Annotated in this window: 27 protein-coding genes; 9 read left to right on the top strand and 18 right to left on the bottom strand. The window is 72.3% G+C overall.

Annotation, left to right across the window (positions count from 1 at the left end; genetic code table 11):
• Positions 1-23 precede the first annotated feature (23 nt).
• From OF850_RS10170 to secB, 5 genes are all read right to left on the bottom strand, one after another.
• Complete coding sequence (locus OF850_RS10170; RefSeq protein ID WP_301589955.1) at positions 24-1961, bottom strand: polysaccharide biosynthesis protein; 1938 nt, start codon at positions 1959-1961, stop codon at positions 24-26.
• 6 nt (positions 1962-1967) lie between these two features.
• A complete protein-coding gene (locus tag OF850_RS10165) occupies positions 1968-2855 on the bottom strand; it encodes a glycosyltransferase (protein ID WP_301589953.1) in 888 nt (295 codons plus the stop codon).
• A 243-nt stretch (positions 2856-3098) separates the two neighbouring features.
• Positions 3099-4337 (bottom strand): glycosyltransferase family 4 protein, encoded by a 1239-nt coding sequence (locus tag OF850_RS10160; RefSeq protein WP_301589952.1) that lies wholly within the window; start codon positions 4335-4337, stop codon positions 3099-3101.
• Positions 4334-5527, bottom strand: coding sequence for a DegT/DnrJ/EryC1/StrS family aminotransferase (locus OF850_RS10155; RefSeq protein WP_301589951.1), 1194 nt, complete (start codon positions 5525-5527; stop codon positions 4334-4336). Before OF850_RS10155 ends, OF850_RS10160 begins: the two co-directional genes overlap by 4 nt.
• A 94-nt stretch (positions 5528-5621) precedes the next feature.
• Positions 5622-6107 (bottom strand): protein-export chaperone SecB, encoded by a 486-nt coding sequence (gene secB, locus OF850_RS10150; RefSeq protein ID WP_301589950.1) that lies wholly within the window; start codon positions 6105-6107, stop codon positions 5622-5624.
• Positions 6108-6232: 125 nt separating this feature from the next.
• Between secB and OF850_RS10145 the strand changes: the two genes are divergently transcribed.
• Positions 6233-6796 carry a DUF2889 domain-containing protein gene (locus tag OF850_RS10145; RefSeq protein ID WP_301589949.1) on the top strand — a complete coding sequence of 188 codons (564 nt, stop codon included), beginning with the start codon at positions 6233-6235 and terminating at the stop codon, positions 6794-6796.
• A gap of 68 nt (positions 6797-6864) precedes the next feature.
• Here OF850_RS10145 and OF850_RS10140 read toward each other — a convergent pair whose 3' ends face one another.
• On the bottom strand, positions 6865-7140 hold the full coding sequence (locus OF850_RS10140) for a BolA family protein (RefSeq protein WP_301589948.1): 276 nt from the start codon (positions 7138-7140) through the stop codon (positions 6865-6867).
• Between the two features lie 65 nt (positions 7141-7205).
• Here OF850_RS10140 and OF850_RS10135 point away from each other — a divergent pair, with 65 nt between their 5' ends.
• The 4 genes from OF850_RS10135 to OF850_RS10120 all read left to right on the top strand — a co-directional run bounded on the left by OF850_RS10135 (position 7206) and on the right by OF850_RS10120 (position 11598).
• Positions 7206-7784 carry a J domain-containing protein gene (locus OF850_RS10135; RefSeq protein ID WP_301589947.1) on the top strand — a complete coding sequence of 193 codons (579 nt, stop codon included), beginning with the start codon at positions 7206-7208 and terminating at the stop codon, positions 7782-7784.
• 59 nt (positions 7785-7843) lie between these two features.
• The gene (gene cobS, locus OF850_RS10130) at positions 7844-8848 is read left to right on the top strand and encodes a cobaltochelatase subunit CobS (protein WP_301589946.1); all 1005 of its coding nucleotides are present in this window, start codon (positions 7844-7846) and stop codon (positions 8846-8848) included.
• Between the two features lie 16 nt (positions 8849-8864).
• Positions 8865-10730 carry a cobaltochelatase subunit CobT gene (gene cobT / locus OF850_RS10125; protein ID WP_301589945.1) on the top strand — a complete coding sequence of 622 codons (1866 nt, stop codon included), beginning with the start codon at positions 8865-8867 and terminating at the stop codon, positions 10728-10730.
• Positions 10731-10830: 100 nt separating this feature from the next.
• Positions 10831-11598: an esterase-like activity of phytase family protein gene (locus OF850_RS10120; RefSeq protein ID WP_301589944.1), complete on the top strand. Its 768-nt coding sequence runs from the start codon at positions 10831-10833 to the stop codon at positions 11596-11598.
• On the opposite strand, the gene rpmB is transcribed toward OF850_RS10120, so the two are convergent.
• From rpmB to OF850_RS10105, 3 genes are all read right to left on the bottom strand, one after another.
• Complete coding sequence (rpmB, locus tag OF850_RS10115) at positions 11599-11898, bottom strand: 50S ribosomal protein L28 (RefSeq protein WP_301589943.1); 300 nt, start codon at positions 11896-11898, stop codon at positions 11599-11601.
• Between the two features lie 94 nt (positions 11899-11992).
• Positions 11993-12241 (bottom strand): hypothetical protein, encoded by a 249-nt coding sequence (locus OF850_RS10110; protein ID WP_301589942.1) that lies wholly within the window; start codon positions 12239-12241, stop codon positions 11993-11995.
• A gap of 79 nt (positions 12242-12320) precedes the next feature.
• Positions 12321-14186 (bottom strand): ABCB family ABC transporter ATP-binding protein/permease, encoded by a 1866-nt coding sequence (locus tag OF850_RS10105; RefSeq protein WP_301589941.1) that lies wholly within the window; start codon positions 14184-14186, stop codon positions 12321-12323.
• Positions 14187-14263: 77 nt separating this feature from the next.
• Between OF850_RS10105 and OF850_RS10100 the strand changes: the two genes are divergently transcribed.
• A complete protein-coding gene (locus OF850_RS10100) occupies positions 14264-15100 on the top strand; it encodes an NUDIX hydrolase (protein ID WP_301589940.1) in 837 nt (278 codons plus the stop codon).
• Positions 15101-15135: 35 nt separating this feature from the next.
• Here OF850_RS10100 and OF850_RS10095 read toward each other — a convergent pair whose 3' ends face one another.
• Entirely contained in the window at positions 15136-15588 is a 453-nt protein-coding gene (locus OF850_RS10095; protein ID WP_301589939.1) for a hypothetical protein, read from the bottom strand.
• A 90-nt stretch (positions 15589-15678) separates the two neighbouring features.
• Positions 15679-16464, bottom strand: a complete 786-nt coding sequence (locus OF850_RS10090; protein ID WP_301589938.1) for an aldolase — start codon at positions 16462-16464, stop codon at positions 15679-15681.
• A gap of 60 nt (positions 16465-16524) precedes the next feature.
• Here OF850_RS10090 and OF850_RS10085 point away from each other — a divergent pair, with 60 nt between their 5' ends.
• Genes OF850_RS10085 through OF850_RS10075 form a run of 3 tightly spaced genes read left to right on the top strand, consistent with a single transcriptional unit; the run spans position 16525 to position 19851 of the window.
• A complete protein-coding gene (locus OF850_RS10085) occupies positions 16525-17772 on the top strand; it encodes a Zn-dependent hydrolase (protein ID WP_301589937.1) in 1248 nt (415 codons plus the stop codon).
• Positions 17772-18731 carry a lysylphosphatidylglycerol synthase domain-containing protein gene (locus tag OF850_RS10080; protein ID WP_301589936.1) on the top strand — a complete coding sequence of 320 codons (960 nt, stop codon included), beginning with the start codon at positions 17772-17774 and terminating at the stop codon, positions 18729-18731. The genes OF850_RS10085 and OF850_RS10080 overlap by 1 nt, the downstream gene beginning before the upstream one ends.
• 16 nt (positions 18732-18747) lie before the next feature.
• Positions 18748-19851, top strand: a complete 1104-nt coding sequence (locus OF850_RS10075; protein ID WP_301589935.1) for a hypothetical protein — start codon at positions 18748-18750, stop codon at positions 19849-19851.
• On the opposite strand, the gene OF850_RS10070 is transcribed toward OF850_RS10075, so the two are convergent.
• The 7 genes from OF850_RS10070 to OF850_RS10040 all read right to left on the bottom strand — a co-directional run bounded on the left by OF850_RS10070 (position 19844) and on the right by OF850_RS10040 (position 26713).
• On the bottom strand, positions 19844-21775 hold the full coding sequence (locus tag OF850_RS10070; protein ID WP_301589934.1) for a putative bifunctional diguanylate cyclase/phosphodiesterase: 1932 nt from the start codon (positions 21773-21775) through the stop codon (positions 19844-19846). The two genes, OF850_RS10075 and OF850_RS10070, sit on opposite strands and share 8 nt — an antisense overlap.
• A 75-nt stretch (positions 21776-21850) precedes the next feature.
• The gene (locus OF850_RS10065) at positions 21851-22546 is read right to left on the bottom strand and encodes a VIT1/CCC1 transporter family protein (RefSeq protein ID WP_301589933.1); all 696 of its coding nucleotides are present in this window, start codon (positions 22544-22546) and stop codon (positions 21851-21853) included.
• Positions 22546-22737 (bottom strand): DUF4169 family protein, encoded by a 192-nt coding sequence (locus OF850_RS10060; RefSeq protein WP_301589932.1) that lies wholly within the window; start codon positions 22735-22737, stop codon positions 22546-22548. Before OF850_RS10060 ends, OF850_RS10065 begins: the two co-directional genes overlap by 1 nt.
• A gap of 27 nt (positions 22738-22764) precedes the next feature.
• Entirely contained in the window at positions 22765-23919 is a 1155-nt protein-coding gene (locus OF850_RS10055; protein WP_301589931.1) for a M20 aminoacylase family protein, read from the bottom strand.
• A 9-nt stretch (positions 23920-23928) separates the two neighbouring features.
• On the bottom strand, positions 23929-24150 hold the full coding sequence (locus OF850_RS10050) for a DUF2783 domain-containing protein (RefSeq protein ID WP_301589930.1): 222 nt from the start codon (positions 24148-24150) through the stop codon (positions 23929-23931).
• Positions 24147-25739: an FAD-dependent oxidoreductase gene (locus OF850_RS10045; protein ID WP_301589929.1), complete on the bottom strand. Its 1593-nt coding sequence runs from the start codon at positions 25737-25739 to the stop codon at positions 24147-24149. Before OF850_RS10045 ends, OF850_RS10050 begins: the two co-directional genes overlap by 4 nt.
• Positions 25736-26713, bottom strand: a complete 978-nt coding sequence (locus OF850_RS10040) for an MBL fold metallo-hydrolase (protein WP_301589928.1) — start codon at positions 26711-26713, stop codon at positions 25736-25738. Before OF850_RS10040 ends, OF850_RS10045 begins: the two co-directional genes overlap by 4 nt.
• Positions 26714-26948: the final 235 nt, after the last annotated feature.

Raw genomic sequence — 26948 nt, 5'->3', positions numbered from 1 at the left:
CCGTCACGAGGTGTGACGGGGATTTACGGCTTGCTCAAACCGACGGCGGACGGGTCGGTCATGTGCGCGAACTCGGGCACCAGCCGCGAAAGCTGGGCCAGGGCCAACTTGCTGTGCCCGCCCCGCGCGGCGGCCGCCACCTCGTCCAGTGCGCGGCTGACCAGGGCGGCGTCGGCGGTGCGCGGCGTGGCGACCAGCAGGCCCGGGAAATGCGTCGGGCGCGGCGGCTCCTGCCCGTGGAACATTTCCTCGAACAGCTTCTCGCCGGGGCGCAGCCCGGTGAAGCGGATCTCCACGTCCTGCTCCGGTCGCAGCCCGGCGAGGCGGATCATGCGCCGCGCGAGGTCCACGATCTTCACCGGGTTGCCCATGTCGAGCACGAAGATCCCGCCCTCGCGCAGCTCGGGCGGCGTGTCCTGCCGGTCGGCCGCGCCCACCACCGCCGCCTGCAGCACCAGCCCCACCGCCTCGCGCACCGTCATGAAGTAGCGGCGCATGTCGGGATGGGTGACGGTGAGCGGCCCGCCGCGCTCCAGCTGCCGCCGGAAAAGCGGCACGACGGAGCCGGTGGAGCCGAGCACGTTGCCGAAGCGCACCGTGACGCAGCGCATGCCGCGCCCGGTGGCCCGCGCCTCGCGGTCCATGGCCTGGCAGTACATCTCGGCAAGGCGCTTGGAGGCGCCCATGACGCTGGTCGGGTTCACCGCCTTGTCGGTGGAGATGAACACCATGAGCGAGCAGCCGGCGGCGCGGGCGGCGTCGGCCACGACGCGCGTGCCCTCGCTGTTGGTGAGCAGCCCTTCCATCGGGTCGCCCTCCACCATCGGGACGTGCTTCAGCGCGGCGGCGTGGAAGACCAGCTCGGGCTGGATCTCCTCCATGAGGCGGCGCATGCGCGCGGCGTCGCGGATGTCGGCCAGCACCGCGCGGCGGTGGACGCCCGGGTGACGCTCGGACAGCTCAAGGTCGATCTCGTATAGGACGTATTCGCCGTGATCGAGCAGGATGAGCAGGGCGGGGCCGAGCGCCGCCACCTGCCGCGCCAGCTCGCCGCCGATCGTGCCGCCCGCGCCGGTGACCAGCACGCGCCTGCCCTGCACCAGCCGCGCCATGCCCTCGCGGTCCAGCGGCACCTGCGGGCGGTCGAGCAGCTCCTCAATGGAAACGGGGCGCAGGTCCATGCGCGGCGCGTCGCCGGTGCTGCGCGCGGCGTGGCCGAGGGCGGTGGGCTGCGGGGCGCGGCGCACCGGCACGCCGTGGTGGTCGGCGGCGTCCAGCAGCGCCTCCAGCCCCGGGCCGGACAGGTCGGGCGAGGCGAGGACGATCGCGGAGGGCAGCTGCCCCTCGGCGCGCAGCGCGTCCAGCACCGCATCGGCCTCCTCGATCGTGCCGAGGATGGGGTGGCCCTGGATGCGGCGGCCGGACTGGCGGGACCGGCGGGCCAGGATGCCCTGGACGCGCCAGGAGGGCCGGCGCTCCCGGCGCAGGGCACGGATGAAGAGGTCGGCCTGATCCACCCCGCCCACCACGAGGACGGGTTGCTGCCCCGCTTCCTCCGACCCCCGGCGCAGCGTCTGCAAGCGCCCGGTCAGGCGCGGAATGCCGAGCAGCGCGCCCAGCACCATGGCGTGGATCAGCGGATAGGCGCCGTTGGGCGAGAACCACAGCCCGCCCAGGCGCAGCCCGGCGGAAAACAGCCCGGCCGAGATCGCCGCCGCGCCCATCAGCGCCAGGAGGTCGGGAAGCCCGGCATAGCGCCAGTATTGCTTGGGCAGGCCCAGCGCCCATCCAGGCAGGACCGTCGCGAAGACCGCCAGCGGCAGCCCCACCGCCCACCACACCAGGCCGGGCGGCCAGGCCCCGGGCGCGGCGAGCCAAAGCGCGAGCGGCAGCGCCAGCGCCGCCAGAGTGGCGTCGAGGGACAGGTTCAGCAGGATGCGGGCCGGGGCGGTGCGCGCCATGCGCCCCTATAGCGCGGCTTCCGCCGCCCTCCTACCGGCTCGCGCGCGGGGCGCGAGCAGGTCGCGATACAGGGCGGCTAGGCGCGCGGCCTCCGGCGCCCAGCCCCATTCCCCTTCCGCCGCGCGCCGCCCGGCCGCGCCCATTGCCGCGCGTTTGCCAGGATCGGCGAGGGAGAGCACGGCGGCGGCAATGCTGGCGGGATCGGCGGAATCGGCCGCGATGCCGGAACCCGAGGATCGCGCGATGCGCGCCACGTCGGCTGCGAAGCCCGGCACCACGGCGGGCAGCCCCGCCGCCATGCCGTCAAACAGCTTGTGCGGCAGGGCGAGGCGGTGATTCTCCTCGCCCGGCTGGAACAGTACGAGGTTCACGTCGGCTTCCGCGGCCGCGCGGGCCAGCGCCGCCTCGCGCGGCATCCAGGGCGCCACTTCCACCCGCGCCCCGATGCCCAGCCGCGCGGCCTCGGCCCGGAAGGCCGCCTCGCTGCCATCACCGAAGCGGCCGATGACGAGGAGCCGCGTGTCCGGCGGCAGCAGGGTCAGGGCGGCGAGCATCTGCGGCCAGCCCCGCGCCCGGGTGATGGCGCCCAGGTGCAGCAGGGTGAGCGGCCCATCTTGGTGCTCACGCGGGCGCAGCCCCGGCGGGACGACGGCGCGGTTGCGCGCCGGGACGCAGCGCGCGCCGGGGAAATCCGCCTCCAGCCCGTCCTTCGCCACCACCACCGCATCGGCCATGCGGCCCATCAGCGCCAGGAGCAGGCGCAGCGCGGCACGCCCAAGGGGGCGCAGCGCGGCGGGGAGCCGCCCGTCGAGGCGCGACGGGTAGTGCTCGTGCACGTCCAGCACCACGCGCGCCGAGGAGGCGCCCGGCCAGGAGCGCGATCGCCCAGGCATCGGGCTCGGACGCGTGGAGGACCGCGGGGCGGAGCGCCAGTGCGCGGCGCAGCAGCGGCCACCAGCGGGCCCGCCGGCCAAGGCCGGGCGCCAGCGTTTCGATCTCCACCCCGCCCAGGGTGGCGGGGGCGGCCCCGTGCGGCGCGAGGTGGCGGACGCGCCAGCCTTCGCTTGCCAGGGCAGCGCCTTCCTTGCGCACCACCCGCAGGTCATCCGGCGGATGGACCGCCGAAAGCAGAAGGATCACGCGGTGGCCTCGAAGGCGCGGGGCGGAGCGCCCAGCGCCGTCTCCGCCGCCGCGACGAAGCGCGCGGCCAGGAGGCGCCGGTCGAGGCGGCGCTGCGCCATGTCGCGCGCCGCCCGGGCCATCTTGAGGCGCTCGGCGGGGCGCGCCGCCATGCGGACCAGCGCGGCCGCCAGCGCCTCGGCGTCGCGGGGATCCACCGTGACGCCGCACTCCCCTTCCTCCAGCAGACGCGCAGCGGCGCCCGGGAGGTTGGAAAGGACGGGCAGCCCGGCGGCCAGGAAATCCATCAGCTTGTTGGGTGCGGTCCACTCCGCGAATTCCCCCACGGGGGCGAGGCAGAGCAGGCCGATCTGGCTGCCCGCCAGTAGCCTGGCGAGTTCGCGCTTGGGCAAGGGCGGGAGGAAGGACACGTTGCGGAGGCCACGCCGCAGCGCCTCGCGCATCAGGGCGGGCTTGGCCGGGCCCTGCCCCACCAGGACGATGCGGACCCGCGCCTCCCCAGCCGCGCGCAGCCGCGCCGCCGCTTCCAGCAGGAGGCCCAGCCCGTTGGAATTGCCATGCGCCCCGGCATAGACCGCCAGCGCCTCGTGGCTCGCCGCCTCCTCCGGGCGCCAGGCCGGGATGTGCGGCCCGAACAGGTCGAGGTCGCAGCCCTGGCCGATCACCTCCACCCGCCGGGCGCCACGGGCGCGCGCCAGCTCCGCCATGCCCTCGGACAGCGCCACCACGCCGGAAGCCTCGCGGCAGGCGGCGCCGGCCAACGCCTCCATCGCGGCGAGGATGGGCCGGTTGCGCAGGCCCAGGGCGCGGGGCAGTTCCGGCCAGGGGTCGCGCATCTCGAACAGGAAGGGCGTCCCGCGCAGCCGCTTCGCCAGGAGGGCGGGCACCGCGACGGAAAGCGGGGTAGATGAGGCGATGACGAGGTCGTGGCCCGAAAGGGCGGGCGGCAGGGCGCGCAACGCGTAGCGCGCGAAGGCTAGGGCGCGGGCGCCGAGGCTCATCCCGCCCTCATAGGGGATGTCCCATTCCACCACGCGGAACCCCGCCACCTCCCCGTCGCGCCGGCTGAGGCGGAAGGGCCCGGACAGGCCCGTCTCCGCGCCGGCGTAGCGCCCAGTCGCCACCGTCACCTCGTGGCCCGCCCGCGCTAGGGCGCGGGCGTGGGCGTAGCTGCGGGTGGCCGTCCCGCCATCGGGCGTCGAGAAATGCTGGTGCAGGTAGAGGATGCGACTCATGCGCGGGCGAGGCCCGCGACCGCGGCGATGACCCGGTCCTGCTCGGCCGCGCCCATGCCGCTGCCGGAGGGCAGGCAGAGGCCGCGCTCGAACAAGGCGGCGGCCACGGCGCCGCCGGCGAAGGGGGCGTGGTGGAAGGCGGGCTGGAGGTGCAGCGGCTTCCAGACCGGGCGGCTTTCGATGCCCTCGGCCAGCAGGGCACGGCGCAGCGCCTCGCGATCCGCACCGAAGCGCCGGGGCTCGACCAGCATGGCCGAGAGCCAGCGCGTGGAGCGCGCCCAGCCCGGCTCCGGCATGAAGGACAGGCCCGGCAGGGCGCCGAGCGCCGCGGCGTAGCGATCGAACAGGCGTCGCCGCGCCAGGACGCGCCGCTCCAGCGCCGGAAGCTGGGCGAGCCCGACCGCGGCCAGGACCGCACTCATCACGAGGTTGAACCCCGCTTCGGTGTGCTCGTAATGCGGCGCCGGGTCGCGGGCCTGGGTGGCAAGGTGGCGGGCGCGGGCGATGGGCGCCGCCTCATCGGCCAGCAGCGCGCCGCCCCCGCCCGCGGTGACGATCTTGTTGCCGTTGAAGGAGGTGACGGCGAGGCAGGCCCCCTGCCCGGCCGGGCGGCCATGCTGGGTGGCCCCCAGCGCGCAGGCGCTGTCGGAGACGAGCGGCACGCCCCAGCGGTCGCAGGCCGCGCGCAGTGCCGGGATGTCGGCGGGCTGGCCGTAGAGATCCACGGAAACGACGACGCGCGGCAGGCGCCCGCGCTGCGCCGCCGCTGCCAGCTCCTCCGCCAGCAGGGCAGGGTCGAGCGTCCAGGATTCCGGCGACACGTCCAGGAAGCGCGGCGTGGCGCCCATCTGCACGGCCGGCGCGATCGTGGCGATGAAGGTGAGGCTGCTAGTCCAGACCTCGTCCCCCGGACCGACGCCCAGCAGGCGATAGGCCAGCAGCAGCGCGGCGGTGGCGGATCCGGTGGCGAGGACGTGCGGAAACCCCGCCGCCTCGCCCACCGCTGCCTCGAAGGCAGCCAGGGTGGGCCCGGCCGGGGCGAGCCAGCCCGACTGGAGCAGCCGGGCGAATTGCGTCTCCTCCTCGCCGGTCAGGAGCGGCGGGGAAAGGAGTAGCGGTGTCGCCGCTGCCTCGTCCCGCCGGAACGGCAGGATGGCGGCGCCCAGAGGGAGCGGCGACGGGGTTGGCATCGAGCCGTAAAGCCTTTGTTAAGCCTTTACGGATACTGCCGTCGCCAACCCCAAGTTGCAAGTCAGGGGTGAATCTTTTCCCTGGACTACAACCTCAGGCCGTCCCAGAAGTCTGGCCACGGCGGCTCTGCCACAGCTGGACGAAGTCAATCGGGTTGAGCAGCACGGGCGGGAACCCACCTTCGCGCGTCACCTCGGCCAGGATGTTGCGCGCGAAGGGGAAGAGCAGGCGCGGGCATTCCACCAGCAGAACCGGCTCCAGATGCTCCTGCGCCACGTTCACGGTGAAGATGCCGCAATAGGTGAGTTCGGCGATGAAGCATTGGGTGCCTTCGCCCGTCTTGGCATCGGCGCGGATCACCAGCGCCACCTCGAAGACGTTCTGGCCCTCCTGGATGGGGCGAGCCTGCACGTCCAGCGCCAGGTCGATGCGCGGCTGCTCGCGCAGCGTGGCGTAGATCTCGGGGGCGCCCGGCACCTCGAAGGACAGGTCCTTGGTGAACTGGATGTTCAGCAGCAGGGGCGGCTGCTGCTGGGCGTCGGGGCCGTTCTGCGGGGGAAGGTTGATGGGCTCGGACATGGGTGCGCCTTCCAGCGATGGGTCGGCCGGGCGCTAGCATGGGGCGGGGCGGCGGGCCATCCCCGGGGGTCACCCCCGCATCAGCCGGGGATTGCCGCGCCGCAGGGAGGGAATAGGATTTCCCCATGCCCCTTTCCGCCCCCGCCCCCCGGCAGCTTCATCACCTCCGCGACATCGCCTTGCGCGGCTTTCTTCGGGAGGACGGGCTGGTGGACATCGAGGCCCACCTCACCGACACCAAGACCTACGGCTTCCCGTCGGAGCATCGCGGCCAGGTCAATCCGGGGGAGGCGCTGCACGGCATGTGGGTCCGCATGACGATCAACACCGACATGGTGATCACCGAGTGCGAGGCGGTGACGGACCATTCCCCCTTCGATATCTGCCCCGGCGCCACGCCCAATTTCCGCAAGCTCGCCGGCCTGTCCATCGGACCCGGCTTCAACCGCGCGGTGAACGAGGTCGTGGGCGGCGTGCAAGGCTGCACCCACCTGCGCGAGGTGCTGGCCCAGATGGCGACCGTCGCCTTCCAGACCATGTGGCCCATCCGGCATCGCCGCCAGCAGGAACAGCGCGGGGCCGAGGAAGCGGGCGCTCCGCGGCGGCGCCCCGCCCTGCTTGGCACCTGCCATGCCTATGCGCCGAACAGCCCCGTCGTGCGCCGGAAATGGCCGGAGTGGAGCGAATAGGCCGACCTGGCCCTTGCTGGGGCGCGTCTCCCAAGCCGCCAGGCGGTGCAGCCTGGCGTGAAGGTGCTTCAGGCCACCTCTTCCGGCGCGCGCAGCGTCAGCGCCAGCGCATGCAGCCCGGAGGAGAACTCCCCTGCCAGCGCCTCATGCACCGCGCGGGACCGGTCGACCCGCCCCATGCCGGAAAAGACGGGGCTGACGAGCAGGACGCCGTAATGCGTCTCACCTTCCGGCCGGGCGCCGGCATGGCCAGCATGGCGGTGGCTGTCGTCCACCACCTCGATCTGCGAAGGGGAGAAACGGGCTTCCAGGGTGGAACGGATGCGCTCGGCGCGGTTCGTCATGGGCGCAGCTTTCCCCGCATCGCGCGCCGTTGCCAAGCCCTTTCGCGCCCGCCATATCCTCCCGAATGGCACGAAGGAGCAGTTTCCAGCCGCAGCGCGACCCGAAGGCGCCGCCCGAGACCTGCGCGGCGCCCGGCTGCTCCCTCCCAGGAGAATTCCGCGCCCCGCGCGACCGGGACCTGCGCGACTACCTGTGGTTCTGCCTAGACCACGTCCGCGCCTACAACGCCGGCTGGGATTTCTACAAAGGCATGCCGAGCGCCGACATCGAGAGCGCGATCCGCTCCGACACGGGCTGGCAGCGCCCGACCTGGCCGCTGGGGCGGCTCGGGGGCCACGTGGACCTCAGCAAGCTCGGCGACCCGCTGGGCATCCTGCGCGACGCCACGCCCCGGCCGCGCACCCAGCCCCAGCGCCGGGAGGCGCCGCCGGAACTCCGGGCCGCGCTGGGCGTTCTGGAACTCGAGTGGCCGCTCGACGCGGGCGCGCTGAAGTCGCGCTACAAGGAACTGGCGAAGCGCCACCACCCGGACGCCAACAAGGGCGACAAGCGGGCGGAGGAGCGCTTCAAGGACATCAGCCGCGCCTATGCGCTCCTGCGCAAGCGGCTTGGGGACGGAGCCCCGCGGGCGGCCGCCGGGTAGCGCACGCGGCGCCCCTGGCCTAGAGTCTCCCGAAACCCATCGGACGAAGCGGAAGCGTGATGAACAAGGTGGCAAATCTGGCCGAGGTGCAGCCGACGGGCGCGATCTCCATGCCCGACACGACGGTGAGCGCCCGCGAGGCCTTCGGCTTGGACGTGGACATGCAGGTCCCCGCCTATTCCATCCGCACGGAACACGTGCCCGAGGTGGACAATTCCTATCGCTTCGATCGCGACACGACCCTCGCCATCCTGGCGGGCTTCGCGCACAACCGGCGCGTCATGGTCCAGGGCTACCACGGCACCGGCAAGTCCACCCATATCGAGCAGGTGGCGGCGCGGCTGAACTGGCCCTGCATCCGCGTGAACCTGGACAGCCACATCAGCCGCATCGACCTGATCGGCAAGGACGCCATCGTCCTGAAGGACGGCAAGCAGGTGACGGAGTTCCGCGAGGGCATCCTGCCCTGGGCGCTCCAGCATCCCTGCGCGCTCGTGTTCGACGAGTACGATGCCGGCCGGCCGGACGTGATGTTCGTGATCCAGCGCGTGCTGGAGGTCGAGGGCAAGCTGACCCTGCTCGACCAAAACCGGGTGATCCGCCCGCACCCGATGTTCCGCCTCTTCTCCACGGCGAACACGGTGGGCCTCGGCGACACCACGGGGCTGTATCACGGCACGCAGCAGATCAACCAGGGCCAGATGGACCGCTGGAACATCGTCTGCACGCTGAACTACCTGCCGCATGCGCAAGAGGTGGACATCGTGCTGGCGAAGATGGGCGCGTCCAACGACGGCAAGATGCGCAAACAGGTGGAGGCGATGGTGGCCCTGGCCGACCTGACCCGCGCCGGCTTCATCGCGGGCGACATCTCCACCGTCATGTCGCCGCGCACGGTCATCACCTGGGCCGACAACGCGCGCATCTTCGGCGACGTGGGCTTCGCCTTCCGCCTCACCTTCCTCAACAAGTGCGACGAGGCGGAGCGCGCGACGGTGGCCGAGTACTACCAGCGCTGCTTCAACGAGGAGATCCAGACGGGGCTCTACAAGAAGGCGGGGTGAGCCCCGGCAGGCCACGATGAGCAAGCCCGACCAGACCCGGCAGGAAGAGTTCAAGCGCGCCACGGCGGGCGCCATCCGCGCCATCGCCCAGACGCCCGAGGTGCAGGTGGCCTTCCAGCCCGGCCCGGCGGGCGTCGCGGGCAAGCGCGCGCGCCTGCCCCTGCCCACCCGCGCCCTGCCCCCGGCCGAGATGGCGAAGCTGCGCGGCGCCGCCGACGCGGTGGCGCTGAAGCTCCGCCACCACGACGAGGCGACGCACGCTGCCCGCGCCCCGGCGCGGCGCGAGGCGCGCGAGGTGTTCGACGCGCTGGAGGATGTCCGCGTCCAGGCCGTCGGCTCGCGCCACATGTCGGGCGTCGCCGCCAACCTCCGCGCCCGCCTCGCCGATGAGGCGGAAAGCGAGGGCTATGACCGCATGACCCGCAAGGACCAGCTGCCGCTGCACACGGCGCTGTCCCTGCTGGCGCGGGAGAAAATCAGCGGCGAGGCGCCGCCCCCCGCCGCGCAGCGCGTGCTGGAGATGTGGCGCGGATCGCTGGACGAGAAGGCCGAGGGCGCGCTGGACGAGCTGTCGCGCGCGACCGACGACCAGGAGGCCTTTGCCCGCGCCGCGCGCAAGCTGCTTTCCGCCCTCGACCTCGCCGAGGCCGAGGTGGAGAGCGAGGCCGACCAGGACGAGGAAGGCGACGAAGGCGGCGAGGAGAACGCCCAGGACCAGCAGGCCAGCGCCGGCGAGGCCCAGGCGCAGGACCAGGAATCCATGCAGGGCGCCGAGCCCGAGACCATGGAGGGCGAGGCCGCCGAGGAGGAGGCGCAGGATTCCGAGGAGGAAGGCGCCGCCGCCGAGGGCGACGAGAAGCCCGGCGGCCCGCAAGCCCGCAAGGAGCCGCCCCAGACCGACGATGCTAGCCGCTACCGCGCCTTCAACACCGCCTTCGACGAGGTGGTGGAGGCCGAGGATCTCTGCGATCCGGACGAACTGACGCGGCTGCGCCAGCAGCTGGACCAGCAGCTCCAGCACCTGCAGGGCGTCGTTTCCAAGCTGGCGAACCGCCTCCAGCGGCGGCTGATGGCGCAGCAGCAGCGCGCCTGGGAGTTCGACCTGGAGGAAGGGCTGCTCGACGTGTCGCGCCTGACGCGCGTCGTCACCAATCCGATGCACGCCCTGTCCTACAAGCGGGAGCGCGACGCGGATTTCCGCGACACGGTGGTGTCGCTGCTGATCGACAATTCCGGCTCCATGCGCGGGCGGCCGATCACGGTGGCGGCGATGTGCGCCGACATCCTGGCCCGCACGCTGGAGCGCTGCGCGGTCAAGACGGAGATCCTGGGCTTCACCACCCGCGCCTGGAAGGGCGGGCAAAGCCGCGAGCGCTGGGTGCAGGAGGGCAAGCCGCGCAATCCCGGCCGCCTGAACGACCTGCGCCACATCGTCTACAAGGCTGCCGACGCGCCCTGGCGGCGCTCGCGCCGCGCCATGGGGCTGATGCTGCGCGAAGGGCTGCTGAAGGAGAACATCGACGGCGAGGCGCTGGCCTGGGCCTATAAGCGCCTCCTCGCCCGCACCGAGCACCGCCGCATCCTGATGGTGATCAGCGACGGCGCGCCGGTGGATGACAGCACCCTGTCGGTCAATCCCGGCAACTACCTGGAGCGCCACCTGCGCGACCAGATCAAGGACATCGAGAATCGCGGCGCGGTGGAGTTGATCGCCATCGGCATCGGCCACGACGTCACCCGCTACTACCGCCGCGCCGTCACCATCGTGGATGCCGAGGAGCTGGGCGGCACGATGATGAAGAAGCTCGCCGAGCTGTTCGACGAGGACGCGGCCGAGGCGTGGCAGCGCGCGGCGGCCGAGCGCGCCCCTGCGATCGTATAGCCGCCGCGCCCTGCTGGCGGCGGCGCTGGCCGCGCCCGGCTGCGCAACGGCCCAACCGCTGCTGGTCCCGCGCGGACGGCTGGAGCCCCTCGGGCTGCTGGTGCTCGACACGACGCCCTGGGGCTTCGGCGGGTTCTCCGGCGCGCATCTGGCGCGCGACATGACACTGACCGTGGTCAGCGATCGCGGCCGCTGGTGGCAGGCGAGGCTCCACCCTGACCCGCTGGCGATCAGCGAGATCCGGCACGGCCCCCTGCTCAACACGGGCGGACGGCCCCTCGTCGGCGGAGCGGGCGACGCGGAGGCGCTGGCCCAGCTGCCCGACGGCTCCTGGCTCGTGGGGTTCGAGCGGCGGCACCGGATCTGGCGCTACCAGAGGCTGGATGGACCGGCACGCCGCTTCCCCTCCCCGCCCGGGCTGGAGGACGCGCCGAACAATGGCGGGCTGGAATCCCTGACCCTGCTGCCGGACGGGCGCCTCCTCGCCATCGCGGAGTCGCTGGGGTCGGACAGCCTGCGCGCCGCATGGCTGGGCAATGATGCGGGCTGGGAGGAACGGCTCTACCGGCCAGCCCGCGGCTTCTCGCCCACCGACGCGGCCGCGCTGCCGAATGGTGGCGCGCTGGTGCTGGAACGGGATTTCAGCCTGTTCGGCGGGTTCCGCTCCCGCCTCGCCCATGTCGCCGACCTGTCCGCCCCGGTGCTGGAGGGCGAGACTTGGCTGGAGATGCCGGGCGATGCCCCGGCAGAGAACTGGGAGGCGGTGTCCGTCACCCGAACGCGCGAAGGGGTCCTGGTCGTCCTCCTGTCGGACGACAACCAGAACCCCTTTCAGCGAAGCCTTCTGGCGCTTTACCGCCTCGGCTGATCAGGCGGCCACGGCCTTCTTCGCCTGGGCGCGCTCGATGCGGCGCTTCAGCGTGCGCGCCTCGTCCGGCAGGCGGCGGTCCGGCGTGCCGAGCAGGAAGGCGTCCAGGCCGCCATTGTGCTCGATCGTGCGGATGCCGTTGGCGGACAGGCGCAGCTGGATCGAGGTGCCGAGCACGTCGCTGAAGAAGGACTGCTCCTGCAGGTTGGGCAGGAAGCGGCGCCGCGTCTTGTTGTTGGCGTGGCTGACATTGTTGCCGGACATGACGCCCTTGCCCGTGATGCCGCAGCGGCGAGCCATGATGCAGTCCCCAAGAAACGGAAGCGCGCGCAGGGATGCCCCGCGCGCGGAGGTGAACAGGAAGTCGGGCTTTTGCCGTCGCCCGGCCCGGGAGTCAACCCTTGGGCAGTGTGGGCAGGGAGCGCAGCTCCCCGGATTCCACGCTGTGCAGCGCCTGGCGGAGGATGCCCGCGATGGAGCGGTCATCCATGGAGCGCGCCAGGAGGCCGAGTGCCCCGCCCAGCAGGGCCGAGGCGGCGGAGATCGGGGCGATCTGCTGCTCGAGCATGTACTCGATCGCCTTGTCCACCACTGATCCCGCGTGGCTCAGATCCTCGGGCGCGTCGCCCAGCTCGTGCTGCATTCCCGGTCAACTCCATGAATTCACGCCCAGATGGGAAGCCCCTCCGTGCAGAGGAACCCCGGATCGGATTAACGCTCTGTCATTCCGCGGCCGTGCCGGGCTGCACCGCCTCGCCGAAGCGCGCATCCTCCTCGGCCCGCGCCGCCGCCTCGGCCGCCGCCACCGCCTCGCTCTGGCGCCGCCACATCTCGGCATAAAGGCCACCCCGGGCCATGAGCGCGGCGTGGGAGCCGCGCTCGGCGATGCGCCCTTCCTGAAGCACGATAATCTCGTCCGCCTCCACCACGGTCGAAAGCCGGTGAGCGATGACCAGGGTGGTGCGGCCGCGCGACACGTCGCGCAGCGCCGCCTGGATCTCCTGCTCCGTCCTTGTGTCCAGGGCGCTGGTCGCCTCGTCCAGGATCAGGATGCGCGGGTCCTTCAGGATGGTGCGGGCGATGGCGACGCGCTGCTTCTCGCCGCCCGACAGCTTGAGGCCACGTTCACCGACGCGGGTCCGGTAGCCTTCGGGCAGCTTCAGGACGAAGTCGTGCACCTGGGCCAGTTTGGCGGCCTCGATCACCTCGGCCTCCGTGGCGCCAGGGCGGCCATAGGCGATGTTGTAGGCGATGGTGTCGTTGAACAGCACCGTGTCCTGCGGCACCACGCCGATGGCCCGGCGCAGGCTGTCCTGCGTCACGGCGCGCACGTCCTGCCCGTCCACCTCCACCGCGCCGCCCGAGGCGTCGTAGAAGCGGAACAGGAGGCGGGAGATGGTGGACTTGCCCGCCCCGGTCGGCCCGACGATGGCCAGCATCCGGCCCGGCGGCACCTCGAAGGACACGCCCTTCAGGATCTCCCGGTCCGGGCGGTAGCTGAAGCGCACCTCGCGGAAGGCGACCGTGCCCGCGGTCACCGCCAGCGGCTTGGCGTCGGGGGCGTCCGACACCTCGGCCGGCACGTTGAGCAGGCGGAACATCTCCTCCATGTCGGTCAGGCCCTGGCGGATCTCGCGATAGGCGAAGCCGAGGATGTTCAGCGGCAGGTAGAGCTGGATCAGGTAGGTGTTCACCATGACGAAGTCGCCCACCGTCATGGTGCCGGCGGCGATGCCCCGGCCGGCGAGCAGCATCACCACGGTCAGCCCCAGCGCCATGAGCGCCGCCTGCCCGCTGTTCAGCATGTTCAGCGTGACTTCCGAGCGCGTGTAGGCGTGCTCGTAGCGGGTCATGCTCTCGTCGTAGCGGGCGGATTCGTGCCGCTCGTTGTTGAAGTACTTCACCGTCTCGTAGTTCAGCAGGGAATCCACCGCCTTGGTGTTGGCCTCCTGGTCCGTCTCATTCATCTCGCGCCGGAAGCGCAGTCGCCAGTTGGTGAAGGCCAGGGTGAAGCCGACATAGGCGACGATGGTGCCCAGGATGGTCACGGCAAAGGACCAGGCGAACATCCACCACAGGATGCCGGCCACCAGCACGATCTCCAGGATCGTCGGGATGATGTTGAACAGGAGGAAGTTCAGCGTGATCGCGATGCCGCGCACGCCACGCTCGATCACCCGCGACAGCCCGCCCGTCGCGCGGTCCATGTGGAAGCGCATGGACAGGGCGTGAAGGTGGCGGAACACCGACAGCGCCACCCGCCGCCCGGCCCGCGCCTGCACCCGCGCGAAGACGGCGTTGCGCGCCTCGGCCAGCAGGGAGGCCATGACGCGCAGGAGGCCGTAGCCCACCACCAGCGCGACCGGGATGGCGAGCAGAGCGCCCGGCCCCTCCTCCGGGGCCAGCGCGTCCACCGCGCGGGCATAGGCGATGGGCACCAGGACGTTGGCCGCCTTGGAGAGGATAAGGAACAGCACGGCCAGGACGACGCGCAGCCGCAGCCCCGGTTCGCCCTCGGGCCACAGATAGGGAAGGATGGCGCGCAGCGCCCCTCCATGGCCGGGGGGCAGGTCGGTCTTGGCAGGCATAGGAGGGATGTGGCGCGGCGCGGGGCCTTTGGAAAGCGCAGGGCCCGTGCCACATGGCCCCCATGTCCGGAACGCTGATGCGGCATGTTCATGCCTGCAACAACACCCCCTCTCCCGCCCACCTCCTGCCTTTCCGCTTCGGCGAGGCGCAGGTGGGCTGGGTGACGCCGGAACTCGCCCGCGCCCTGGCCTTCTTTCCGGCCGAGATCCATTTCGACGGGCGCGGCGTGGCCATGGCGGGACGGTTCCGCACCCCCGCCCAGCGCTCCGACGCGCTGGCGGGCATCGCGCGGGACTTGGCGCGGCGCGGCTTCGGTCGCATCCGCAACGAGCTGTTCGACATCCGCGCCGAGGCCGATGGACCGGCGCTGGGCGCGCTGGACCGGGGGCTGGTGCCGCAATTCGGGGTGATCGGCCAGGGCGTCCACCTCAACGGCCGCGTCAGGGGTCCCGACGGGCTGTATCTGTGGGTGGGGTTCCGCGCCCCTCACAAGGCGGTGGCGCCGGGGCAGCTGGACAACCTCGTGGCCGGGGGCATCCCGGCCGGGATGACGCCGGAGGACACGCTACTGAAGGAGGGCGAGGAGGAAGCCTCCCTTCCCGCCGAGTTGGTGCGGCAGGCGCGTCGGGTAGGCCGCGTCTCCTATGTCATGACCAACGAGGAGGGGCTGCGGCGCGACGTGCTGCACTGCTTCGACCTCGACCTGCCGGAAGGCTGGGAGCCGAAGCCCAATGATGACGAGGTGGAGCGCTTCGAGCTTTGGCCCCTCGCCCGCGTCCTGGCCGAGGTGCGGGAGCGGGACACGGTGAAGTTCAACGTGAACCTCGTGCTGATCGACCTGTTCCTGCGTGAGGGGCTGGTGCCCGAGGCCGAGGCGGCGGCGCTACGCCCGGCGCTGAACCAGGGGCCCTGAACTCCGCCCGGGCGGCTTCGGTGCAGGTCGCAGGGTCAGCCGCGCCGCACCAGGAACACGGCCGCGGCCCAACCCGCGGCCAGCGCCCCCAGCGGCGCCAGGACGAAGAGCGCCATCAACCCGAAGCCGCCATCCCGGTCCGGGGCACCCGTCGCGTCCCAAGCCGCCAGGGCGATGGCGAAAGTCAGGGGGCCGCCGATCACCGCGCCCGCCACGCAGCCAAGGACGCCACGCAGGAGCCGGCTTCCGCCTGGTGCGCCCCAACGCCTTCGCGCCCCGATCCAGCCCAGGCCCAGCGCGACAATGGCGACCACACTCCACAGGATCGCGTCGGAGGAAAGCAGGCGCGGCGGCAGCAGCGCCCCGCGCAGCGTCGCGTACAGCGCAAGCCCCACCGGAACGCCAACCGCCGCCCCAAGCACGAAGCCGAGGCCGGCATCCAGCGCCTGTCGGCCCCTGCCTGGACCTGCCACCACCGCGTCGCCCATCTTCGCTCCGGGGCTGTGGGCCTTGCCCCTAGGCAAGGCCCGGCTTGGGCACCAAGGGGGCGCGCGGAAGGCAGCCTCCCGCCGGCCCTCCTACTCCACGTAGTCGGGATCCGTCTTGAGAAGCTGCCGCTTCACGCTCTCCAGGTGCAGCCGGGCGCTTTCCCGGTCGCCCTCGCGCATCTGCTCGTAGGTCAGGCGGGCGACCGAATCCGGCACCGGCTTCAGGGTCCGCCCTGTCGCCATGGCAAGGCGCTGCACCTCGCAGGCGCGCTCCAGGTAGTAAAGGTCGTCCCAGGCCTCAGCTACCGTCGGGCCGACCACCATGACGCCGTGATTCTTCATGAAGACGATGTCGGCCTCGCCCAGGGACGCGGCGATACGGTCGCCCTCGCGCTCATCCAGGGCGAGGCCGTTGTAGTCCTCGTCCACCAGGGTGCGGCCGAAGAATTTCAGCGCCGTCTGACCGGCCCAGACCAGGGGCTGCCCCTCCAGCATGGACAGCGCGGTGGCGTTGGGCATGTGGGTGTGGAAGGCGGCCTTGGCGCGCGGGTGCTTCATGTGCAGCCGGGCGTGGATGAAGAACGCCGTGGCTTCCGGCACTCCCTCCCCCGCCACCACGTTGCCGTTGAAATCCGTGATCAGCAGGCGCGACGCCGTCACCTCGCCGAAGCCGAGCCCGTAGGGATTCACCAGCATCAGGTCGTCATGCCCCGGCACGACAAGCGAAAGGTGATTGCAGATCCCCTCGTGCAGCCCCAGGCGGTGCGCCATGCGGAAGCAGGCGGCAAGATCGATCCGAGCCTGCCGGATCTCCGGCGTGTCCAGGTCGGCGTTGCGGCGCAGGGCGGGGGCGGAACGGTCGAGGGCATGGGCCATGGGTTTCACTTTGGCGCAGGCGCGGCCATGGTTGAAGCCTTCATTCAGCAAGGAGCACCCATGGCCGGGACCAACCAGCGCATCGACGGCAAGCGCCTTTGGGACAGCCTCATGGCCATGGCCGAGATCGGCGCCACCCCCAAGGGCGGGGTGAAGCGCCTGACGCTGACCGAGGTGGACCGCGAGGGTCGCGACCGCTTCCGGCAATGGTGCGAGGCGCTGGGGCTTTCGGTGCGGGTGGATGCCATCGGCAACATGTTCGCCCGGCGGGAGGGGCGGGATCCGTCCCGCCTGCCGGTGCTGTTCGGCTCCCACCTCGACAGCCAGCCCACGGGCGGCAAGTTCGACGGTGCCCTGGGCGTCATTGCCGGGCTGGAGGTGATGCGGACGCTGAACGACCTCAACATCAGCACCGAGGCGCCGCTGGAACTGGTGAACTGGACGGATGAGGAAGGCAGCCGCTTCGGCCACTCCCTGATGGGCAGCGGCACCTGGGCCGGTGTCTATGACGAGGCGAAGGTGAACGCTCTCACGGATGTGGACGGCGTCTCGGTCGGCGCGGCGCTGGACTCGATCGGCTATCGCGGCCCGCACCCGGCCAAGCCCTTTCCCGTCGACGCCTATTTCGAGCTCCACATCGAGCAGGGCCCCATCCTGGAGCGCGAGGGCAAGATGGTCGGCATCGTCACCGGCGCCCAGGCCCAGGTCTGGTACGATGCCGTCATCACCGGCCAGGACGCGCATGCCGGCACCACGCCCCCCTCCGCCCGCCGGGACGCGTTGGTGGCCGCCGCGCGCGTCATCGCCCATGTGGATGCGCTGATGCGCGCCCGCGGCGAGGATGGGCGCGGCACGGTCGGCTTCCTCCAGGTCCTGCCCAATTCCTGCAATGTGGTGCCGGGCGAGGTGCGTTTCTCCGTCGAGTTCCGCCACCCGCGCACGGAGGAGATCGAGCAGCTGGCCGCCAGCTTCCCTTCCGAGGCCGAGAAGCTGGTTAGCGAAACCGGCTGTCGCCTCCAGCTTCGGGAAAAGTTCCGCTTCGCCCACCAGCCCTTCGACCCCGCCTGCGTGGACCTCGTGCGGCAGGCCGCGGCGCGGCTGGGCCATGATGCGCGGGAGATCGTCTCGGGCGCCGGGCATGACGCCGTCTATGTCGCGCGCCACGTCCCCACCGCGATGATCTTCACCCCCTGCAAGGACGGCCTGTCGCACAACGAGGCGGAATCCATCCTGCCGGAGGAGGCGGAGGCAGGCTGCCAGGTGCTGTTCGAGGCGGTGCTGGCCCGGGCAAACGCGCCCGCGCGCTGATGCGCCTCGGCATCGCGGCCTTTACCCTGGCGGGGTTCGCCCTCGCCGCGTGGCTGGTCGCGCGCAACGACGCGGCACTGGTCTGGGCCGCCTTCGCGGCGGTGGGGGTGTTGGGCCTCGCGCTCTGCACCCTCATTCGTGCCGCCATCCTTTGGCTCTGCGCCCTTGGCTGGGGGCGGCTGCTGGGCGGGGCAGTGGCGGCGGGACCAATCTTCGCCATCCGCTTCATCCGCGAGGCGGTGAACGTGCTGCTGCCCGTCGCCACGGTGGGCGGGGAGATCCTGGGCGCGCGGCTGCTCACCTTCCGGGGCGTGCCGGCGGGCATGGCCGGGGCCTCCACCCTTGCCGACCTGCTGATCCAGGCGGTGGGGCAGGCGATCTTCGCGCTCACCGGCCTCGTGCTGCTCGTTTCGCTGGCGGGGCACTCGCCGGTGACGGCGGCGGCGTCCTGGGGCCTCGCGGTTGCGGCGCTCGCGCTGCTCGGCTTCTTTCTGGCGCAGCGCCTCGGCGGCGTGGGCTTGGTGGAGCGGGGCATCGCCGCCCTGGCCCGCCGCGCCGCAGGGCGTGACGGCGGCGCCGAGGGGATCGGCCTGCAGGAGGGGCTGACGCGCATCTGGGCAGACCGCCCGGCCCTGCGCGCCTCCTTCGCGCTGCACCTCCTCGCCTGGTTCCTGGGCACGCTGGAGATCTGGCTGGCCGCGCGGTTCATGGGGCTGGACCTGTCCCTGGCCGAGGCGCTGGTAATCGAGAGCCTCGCCCAGGCGCTGCGCGGCGCCGCCTTTCCCGTGCCTGGCGGGGTCGGCGTGCAGGAGGGCGGCTTCGTCATCCTTGGGGCCTTCTTCGGCGTTGCCCCCGAAGCCGCCCTGGCCCTTTCCTTCGTCAAGCGCGTACCGGACATCGCCCTGGGCCTGCCCGGCCTCGCGCTCTGGCACCGATGGGAGATGCGCCGGGCCGGGTGACGGGAGGGATGAACGCATGGATGCACTGGTGGAAACGCGCACAGCCTCGCCGGTCTGGTCCTGGAACGAGTGGGACACGCTGGAGGAGGTGATCGTCGGCCGGCTGGAAGGCGCGGTGATCCCGCCCTACCACGTCAGCGTCACCTTCAACGTGCCCTCCTTCACCGCAAGGCTGCACCGCCTCGTCGCCGGGCGGCGCTACCCGGCCTGGATGAAGAAGCGCGCCCAGTCGGAGCTGGATGGCTTCATCCGCCTGCTGGAAGCCGAGGGCGTCACGGTGCGCCGGCCGGAGGTGATGGACCATCGCCGCAAGTTCCGCACCCTCGAATGGTCGTCGCGCGGCTTCTGCATCGCCTGCCCGCGCGACGGGTTCATGGCGGCCGGCGACGAGATCATCGAGACGCCAATGTGCTGGCGCTCCCGCCATTTCGAGGCGGATGCCTACCGCCCCCTGTTCAAGGAATACTTCCGCGCCGGCGCCCGCTGGACCGCCGCGCCGCGCCCACAGCTCACCGACGAGCTGTTCGACCACGGCTACCGCATCCCGGAGAAGGGCGAGCCGCTCCGCTTCATCGTCACGGAGTTCGAGCCGGTCTTCGACGCGGCGGATTTCGTGCGCTGCGGGCGGGACTGGTTCTTCATTCCCTCCAACGTCACCAACCGCATGGGAATCGAGTGGCTGCGCCGGCACCTCCAGCCGCGCGGCATCCGCCTGCACGAATTGCCGGGCACCTGCCGCCAGCCCATGCACATCGACAGCTCCTTCATGCCGCTGGCGCCCGGCAAGGTGCTGGTGAACCCGGACTACATCGACATCGAGCGCCTGCCGCCCATCCTCAAGCGCTGGGACGTGCTGGTGGCGCCGCGCCCCGACCCGGTGGACGACGTCATGCAGAAAATCAGCATGTGCTCGCCCTGGACCAGCATCAACGTGCTGATGCTGGATCCGCGCAAGGTGGTGGTGGATGCCAGCCAGCCAACGCTGATACGGGCCTTCAAGGATTGGGGCTTCGACCCCATCCCCCTGCCCTTCCTGGCCTATGGCCCCTTCGGCGGCGGCTTCCACTGCGCGACGCTGGACGTGCGCCGGCGCGGCGGGCTGGAAGATTACTTCAGCTGACCGCGCGCAGCACCGGCGCCGCGCACCAGTCGCGCAGCGCCTCGGGCGGCATGGGGCGGGCGACCAGCCAGCCCTGCGCGACGTGGCAGCCCAGGCGGCGCAGCGCCTCCGCCTGCGCTTCCGTCTCCACCCCTTCCGCCACCACTTCCAGCTCCAGGCCACGCGCCATGGCTAGAGTGGAGCGCAGCACGGCATAGGCGCGCGGGTCGTCCGGCAGGCGCTCGATCGTGCTGCGGTCGAGCTTGACCCGATGCACCGGCAGCTTCACCACATGGGCCAGGCTGGAATGGCCGGCGCCGAAATCGTCCAGCGCCAGCACCACTCCCGCCTCGCGCAGCGCGGCCACCGTTTCCGCCACCGCCGGCAGGTCGCGCACGGCGAGGTCCTCCGGGATCTCGATCTCCAGCGCAGAGGGCGGCAGGCCGGCGTGGTCCAACGCCGCCGCCACCTCCTCGGCAAAGCCGGGATCCTGCAGCGTGGCGGCAGAGATGTTGACGCCCAGGCGCTGCGGCAGCCCCGCCTCGCCCAGCCATTCCCGCTGCAGTGCGATGGCGCCGCGCAGCACCCACTGGTCCAGCGCCCGCGTCAGCCCGGCCTCCCCCGCGGCGGCGAGGATCTCCGTCGGTGGGACCATGCGGCCCAGCCGCGCGGAGTCCCAGCGCAGCAGCGCTTCCGCCCCGCCCAGCGCCCCAGTGCGGAGGTGGCGCTGCGGCTGGATGTGCAAGGCAAGGCCGCCTTCCGCCAGCGCCTCGGCCAGTGCGTCGCGCAGGAGGGCGCGGTGGCGCGCGCGTTCCAGGAGTCGCGGCTCGAACGACGCCGCCCCGAGCCCCTTCCGCTTCGCCTCGCGCAGCGCGTGCTGGGCGGCGTGCATCAGCGCCTCCGCCCCATCGCCATGGTCGGGTGTCCAGGCGACGCCCAGCCGGGCGGCCGGGGTGGCTTCCCACGTCCCGTGCCGCACCGGCTGGAGCAGCGACTCGCGCAGCCGATCGGCCAGCAGCATCGCGCCCTCGCCGCGCAGGCCGAAGGCGAGCACCGCGAACTCGTTGCCGCCCAGCCGCGCCGCGAGGTCGGAGGGGCGGATGGCGGCGCGCAGCCGCCCCGCCGCGACCCGCAGCAGCGCATCGCCCGCCCCCTGGCCGTGGCGGTCATTCACCGCCCGCAACTGATCCAGGTCGAGCCGGATCAGCGTGCCGCCTCCGGGATCCTCCGCCAACGCGTCGAGCGCCGCCCGCAGCACCCCACGATTGGGCAGGCCGGTGAGCGGGTCGTGCCCCGCCAGATGCTCGATCCGCTCCTGCGCCGTGCGCAGCGGCGTCACGTCCAGCAGGGAAAGCAGCCACCCCCCGCCCGCCGGCGAGGCGGAGGCCAGAAGCCGTCGCGGCTTCTGGCCCGGCTGCCGCAGCAGCGCTTCCCGTTCCTTCCCCGGGTCGAGCCCCAGCGGCGCCTCGCCGCCGGCCGGGCCGCAAAGCTGCAGCCCCGCCGTGGCGACCCCTTCCGGAATCGCGCCGCCGAGCAGCCGCGCGAGGGGCCGGTTGCCCGTCAGGGTGCGGCCGCGTGGGTCGAGCAGCCACACCCCCACCGGGACGCCATCGGGCAAGCTGGGCGGCGGTGGCGGCGCCAGCACGGCAAGCCGCCAGCACCCTGGCAGCTTCACGAACAGCGCCGCGGGACGGGCGGCGGCACGCCCCGCCTCGCAGGCCGCGCGCAGCGCCCGCAGCGCGCCCGCGTCCAGCATTGCCCCGAAGATCGGGTCGAAGCCCATGCCGCGCCGCGCCCCGGCGCAGGGGCCCGCCTGCCAGCGGCAGCACCGCGCCCGGTCCAGCAGCAGCAGCCCCAGGCCAGCCCGCCGCGCCGCCAGCAGCGCCAGGCCCGGCAGCGCGACCAGCAGGGCAGCCGCCACGAGAAGCGGGGCCGTCATCGCCATCCGGCCTCGCGCATCCACCCCTCCATCACCATTGCGGAGGGAGGATGCGCGCCGAAGCTTAAGGGGCGGTTGCGCTCACAGCGCGGCGCGCGCCAGCAGTACGAGCAGCGCGGCTGCGCCCAGCAGGAGAAGGCCACGCAGCCCCGCCGGGAAAGCGGCCTCGCCCCCCGCCGCGCCGGCCGCGCCGGCCCCCAGCGCGGCCAGCAGGGCACCGCCCGCCGTCGCCGCCGGCAGCCCGGCAAAGGTCGCCAGGGCGATCACTGCGGCCCCGCCCAGCAGGGCGCCGCCGGCCAGCCCGAGGCCTTCCCGAATCGCGTGGCCGGGGCGCGGCTCCAGTAGGTCCAGCTCGAAGCGCATCATGAAGTCCACCCAGCGGCGCGGATCAGCCGCGACCTGCTCCACCGCCCGGTGCAGCGCGTCGCCGCGCAGCCCGTAGCGGTGCAGCACCGCCGCCACCTCCCAGCGCTCGCGCTCGGGCCATTCGCGGATCTCGGCTTCCTCGCGCCGCCGCTCGGCCGCATAGCGCTCCGCCCGGCCAAGGGCACGGAGCGGCGGCAGCAGGGCCAGGGTGGCCAGGGCGGCCAGCAGCGCCGCCAGGGCCAGCCACCCCCCGCCTCCCGCCAGCAGCAGCGCCACCGGCAGGACCGGCCCCAGGGCGAGGCCGGACAGGAAGGGCGCGGCGTCGCGAAACGCGTGCTGCTCGCCCTCCGGTGGGCCGGGCGGGGCGGGCGGCAGCCCGTCGCGATAGGGGTTGCCCTCGGCAGGCTCCATCAGGGTGCCTCGCTGTCCTCGCGCCGCGCGCCGTCGAGCAGGGCGTTGCGCCGCCGCTCCGACTCGGCGTCGCGCTGCCTTTGCGCCTTGCTGCGGCCATGGGCGGCGCGATTGGCGGCGGCCTCGCGATCCTTCGCCGCCCGCTCCGCCGCCTTGCGCGCCACCCGGAGGTTGACGACCTCCCCGGCCATCAATCGGCGCCTTCAGCCGACACAAGTTCAGCCAACACGGGGCGCCTTCCGCTCCACCACCGCCGCCAGCACGCCGGCGCCGAAGGGGATGGCCTCGTCGTTGAAGTCGTATTTCGGGTTGTGCACCTCGGCCGTGTCGCCATTGCCGGTGACGAGGTAGGCGCCGGGGCACTTCTCCAGCATGAAGGCGAAATCCTCCCCGCCCATCACGGCCGGGAAGTCGCGCTTCGTGTCGCCCAGGGACGCGGCGGCGTCGGCCAGCGCCTCCGTTTCCGCCGGGTCGTTCACCAGCGGCGTGGTGATGACGCGGAAATCCACCGTCGCGGAGCCGCCGAACCCGGAAGCCACGCCCTCGGCGATGCCGCACATGCGCTTTTCCACCAGCTCCATCATCTCGCGCGAGAAGGCGCGGACCGTGCCGCCCAGCCGCACCCGGTCGGGGATGACGTTGTAGGCGTTGCCGGCGTCGAAGCGCGTCACCGAAACCACGGCGCGGTCGACCGGCGGCACGTTGCGCGACACGATCGATTGCAGCGCCTGCACCACCGCCGAGCCCATCACCACCGGGTCCACCGTCGCCTCGGGCCGCGCGCCGTGGCCGCCAACGCCCTGCACCACGATGTCGTAGAAGGCGACGCCCGCCATCATCGGGCCGGGGCGGAGGCCATACTGCCCCACCGGCAGGCCGGGGCGGTTGTGGATGCCGTAGACGGCGTCGCAGGGGAAGCGCTCGAACAGCCCATCCTCCAGCATGGCGAGGGCGCCGCCCGCGCCTTCCTCGCCGGGCTGGAAGATCAGGTGAACCGTGCCGTCGAAGCGACGGGTCTCTTGGAGGTACTTGGCGGCAGCCAGCAGCATGGTGGTGTGGCCGTCATGGCCGCAGCCATGCATCTTGCCGGGGATGGTGGACGCATGGCCCGCGCCGGACTCCTCCACCATCGCCAGCGCGTCCATGTCGGCGCGCAGCCCGATGCGCCGGCCATTGCCGTTGCGGATCACGCCCACCACGCCGGTCTTGCCGACGCCCTCGTGCACCTCGATCCCCATCTCGCGCAGCTTGGCGGCGACCAGGGCGGCGGTGCGGTGCTCCTCCAGCCCCAGCTCCGGATGGGCGTGGATGTCGCGGCGGATGGCGGTGAACTCGTCCTGCCACTGGCGGATGGTCTCGACGGGATTGGTCACAAGGCACTCTCAATCGGTTGCTGGTGCTTTATCCTGCCCCGGAATCGTCCCGCGCGCGAGGTGCAGCGCCTCCCGCAGCACCGCCTCGTCGCCGATGTGGTTGGCCAGCAGAAGCACCAGCTTGGCATCCAGCCGGCGGGAAGCTTCCTCGTCCAGGCCGCGATGCGCCTCCATCAGCGCCGCGTAGAGCGCGTCCGGATCCGCGATGTTGGGTTCGCGCCGCAGCCTCATGCCATCACCGCCTTCCGCAGCGCCGCCAGGATGGGATCCGGAGCCGTCGTGGCGAAGCGGGCGGCGATGTGCTGGTCGGGGCGCAGCAGCGCGCATTCCCCGGGCGCGAGCCCCAGCCGGGCGGCGGCCAAGCCGGAATGGTCGTGCAGGGCGCCGGGGCGCGGCGAGTCGCGCAGCTCCACCACCCGCAGCCCTTCCATCCGCACGGGATGCGCCTCGCGCGCCAGGAGGGTGAAGCCTCCGCCGAACTGGCGCAGCAGCCAGTCCGGCTGCCCATCGCGCCGGATGGGCGCATCCGGGCAAGCCGTGCCGGGCGGCGCCGCGCGCGGCGCCTCGTCGGGCCCGTTAAGCGGCGAACCGCGCAGGACGGCGGGCCGCGAGAGCCGGCCGCTGTTCACGAAGGGCCGCGCCAGCGGCAGGTCATGCGCCAGTTCCAGCACCGCGTCGCGATAGGCGCGGCAGGCAGCGCCCTTGGGCGTGATGAAATCCGTGGCGCGACTGGAATGGAGGATGTTCTCGTCCGCCGCCGGGACGCGCTCCGCGTCGAAGCTGTCCAGCAGGCGCTCCGGCGCCTCGCCGCGCAGCACCATGGCCAGCTTCCAGCCGAGGTTGTCGGCGTCCTGCACCCCGCCATTGCCGCCGCGCGCGCCGAAGGGCGAAACCTGGTGCGCCGCGTCGCCCAGGAACAGGACGCGCCCGTGGCGGAAGCGCTCGAGCCGGCGGCAGCGGAAGGTGTAGACGCTGACCCATTCGAGGTCGAAGGGCACGGCCTTGCCCAGCATGGCGGCGACGCGCGCCCGCACCCGCTCCGGCTCGCGCTCCGCCTCCCCGTCCGCGTCGCGCCCCAGCTGGAAGTCGATGCGCCAGATGTCGTCGGGCTGCTTGTGCAGCAGCACGGACTGGCCGGGATGGAAGGGCGGGTCGAACCAGAACCAGCGCTCGGTGGGAAAATCCGCGCGCATCCGCACGTCGGCGATCAGGAAGCGATCGTCGAAGACCTGGCCGGTGAAGGGCAGGTCCAGCGCGCGCCGCACTTGGCTGCGCACCCCGTCGCAGGCCAGCACCCATTCCGCGTGGAGCCGGTAGGGGCCGGAGGGCGTTTCCACCTCCAGCACCGCGCCATCCTCGCGCGGCGCCACCCCGGCAACGCGCGAGCGCCAGCGCAGATCCACGAGGCCGCTCACCTCGCATTCCTCCACCAGCCACTGCTCGGCGTAATACTGCTGGAGGTTCACGAAGGCCGGGTATTCGTGCCCGCTTTCGGGCAGGAGGTCGAAGCTGTAGGCCTCGCGGTCGCGAAAGAAGACCCGGCCGCGATTCCAGGTGATCCCCTTCTTGAGGAAGCGCGGCCCGATGCCGAGCCGCCCCATGATCTCCAGCGTGCGCTGGCTGAAGCAGATGGCGCGGGAGCCGGCCGAGACCGTGTCGTCCTCGTCCAGCAGCACAGAGGCAACGCCGCGCCGCGCCAGGTCCAGCGCCGCCGTCAGCCCCACCAGCCCCCCGCCGACGATCGCCACCCGCGCCTCCTCCACCCCGCCGCGGTGGGGCTGCACCCGGTGGGCGTAGCGCGGCGGGGCCCAGGCGGTCATCCGCGCGCCTCGGCGCTCTTCATCGGGGATGCGCCTTCCAGGGTGCGCCACATCTCCACGTCGCGCTCGGCGGTCCAGATGCGCGGATGCGCGATGCCCGAGGCCTCGTCGAAGGCGCGGGAGACGTTGAAGGGCATGCAGTGCTCGAAGATCACCCAATGCCCGTATTTCGGGCGCATGCGCTCCATCGCCATGTCGTAAAGGTCCTTGAGGCCATGGCCCTTCGCCACCGCCTCGCGCGCCAGGGCGAACAGGTCAGAGGTGTAGCTTTCCGTCTGGTGCAGCGCCTCCTCGACATCCCCCTTGGTCAGCAGCGCCGCACCGCGCCCAGGCACCAGCTTCTCCGCGCCCAGTTCGCGGATGGCGGCCAACGTCGCCGGCCAGTCGGCGAAATGCGCGTCGCCGCAATAGGGGGTGGCGCCGAACTCCACCGTGTCGCCCGAGAAGAGCACCTTGTGCGCGGGCACCCAGACCACCGTGTCGCCGGCGGTGTGGGAGCGGCCGATGTGGATCACTTGCGCCTCGGTCTCGCCGAGCCACTGGGTCATCTTCCGCTCGAAGCTGTGCGTGGGCCAGGTGAGGCCCGGGATGGATTCGCGGCCGCGGAACAGGCGCGGGAAGCGGCCGATCTCGCTGTCCATGTCCTGCGCGCCGCGTTCGGCGATCAGGGCGCGCGTGGCGTCGGAGCAGATGACGGAATGCGCCGGGTAGCCGCTCGCCCCCAGCACCCGAACCGCGTGGTAATGCGACAGCACGACCTGCCGCACCGGCTTGTCCGTCACCCGCGCGATGCGCGCCTGCACGTCCCGTGCCATGACCGGCGTGGCCTGGGCATCCACCACCACCACCCCATCCGGCCCCACCAGCACGCCGGAATTCGGGTCGCCCTCGGCGGTGTAGGCATAGAGGCCTGGACCGAGCTCGTCGAAGGAGACGGCCTTCTCCGCGAGGTCGTTCGTGCTGGCGAAGCTCATCGTCCCGTTTCCCTTGTCCTGGGGCAGGAGGATGACGCCGGCCGCCGCCCCTGTCACGCGGCGAGAAGGCCGCGCGCCACCTCGCGCAGATCGGCCCCGGCGGGGGCGGCGGGAAAGCGCTGCAGCAGCGGCGCCTGGGGGGGGGGGGGGGGGGGGGGGGGGGGGCGGGCCCCCCCCGCGCCCCCCCCCCCCCCCCGCGCCCCCCCCCCCCCCCCGCGCCGCCCCCCCCCCCCGC

This window comes from Sabulicella glaciei, assembly GCF_026183895.1.
GTDB classification, from domain to species: domain Bacteria; phylum Pseudomonadota; class Alphaproteobacteria; order Acetobacterales; family Acetobacteraceae; genus Roseococcus; species Roseococcus glaciei.
This window is presented reverse-complemented; position numbering and strand designations above follow the sequence as displayed.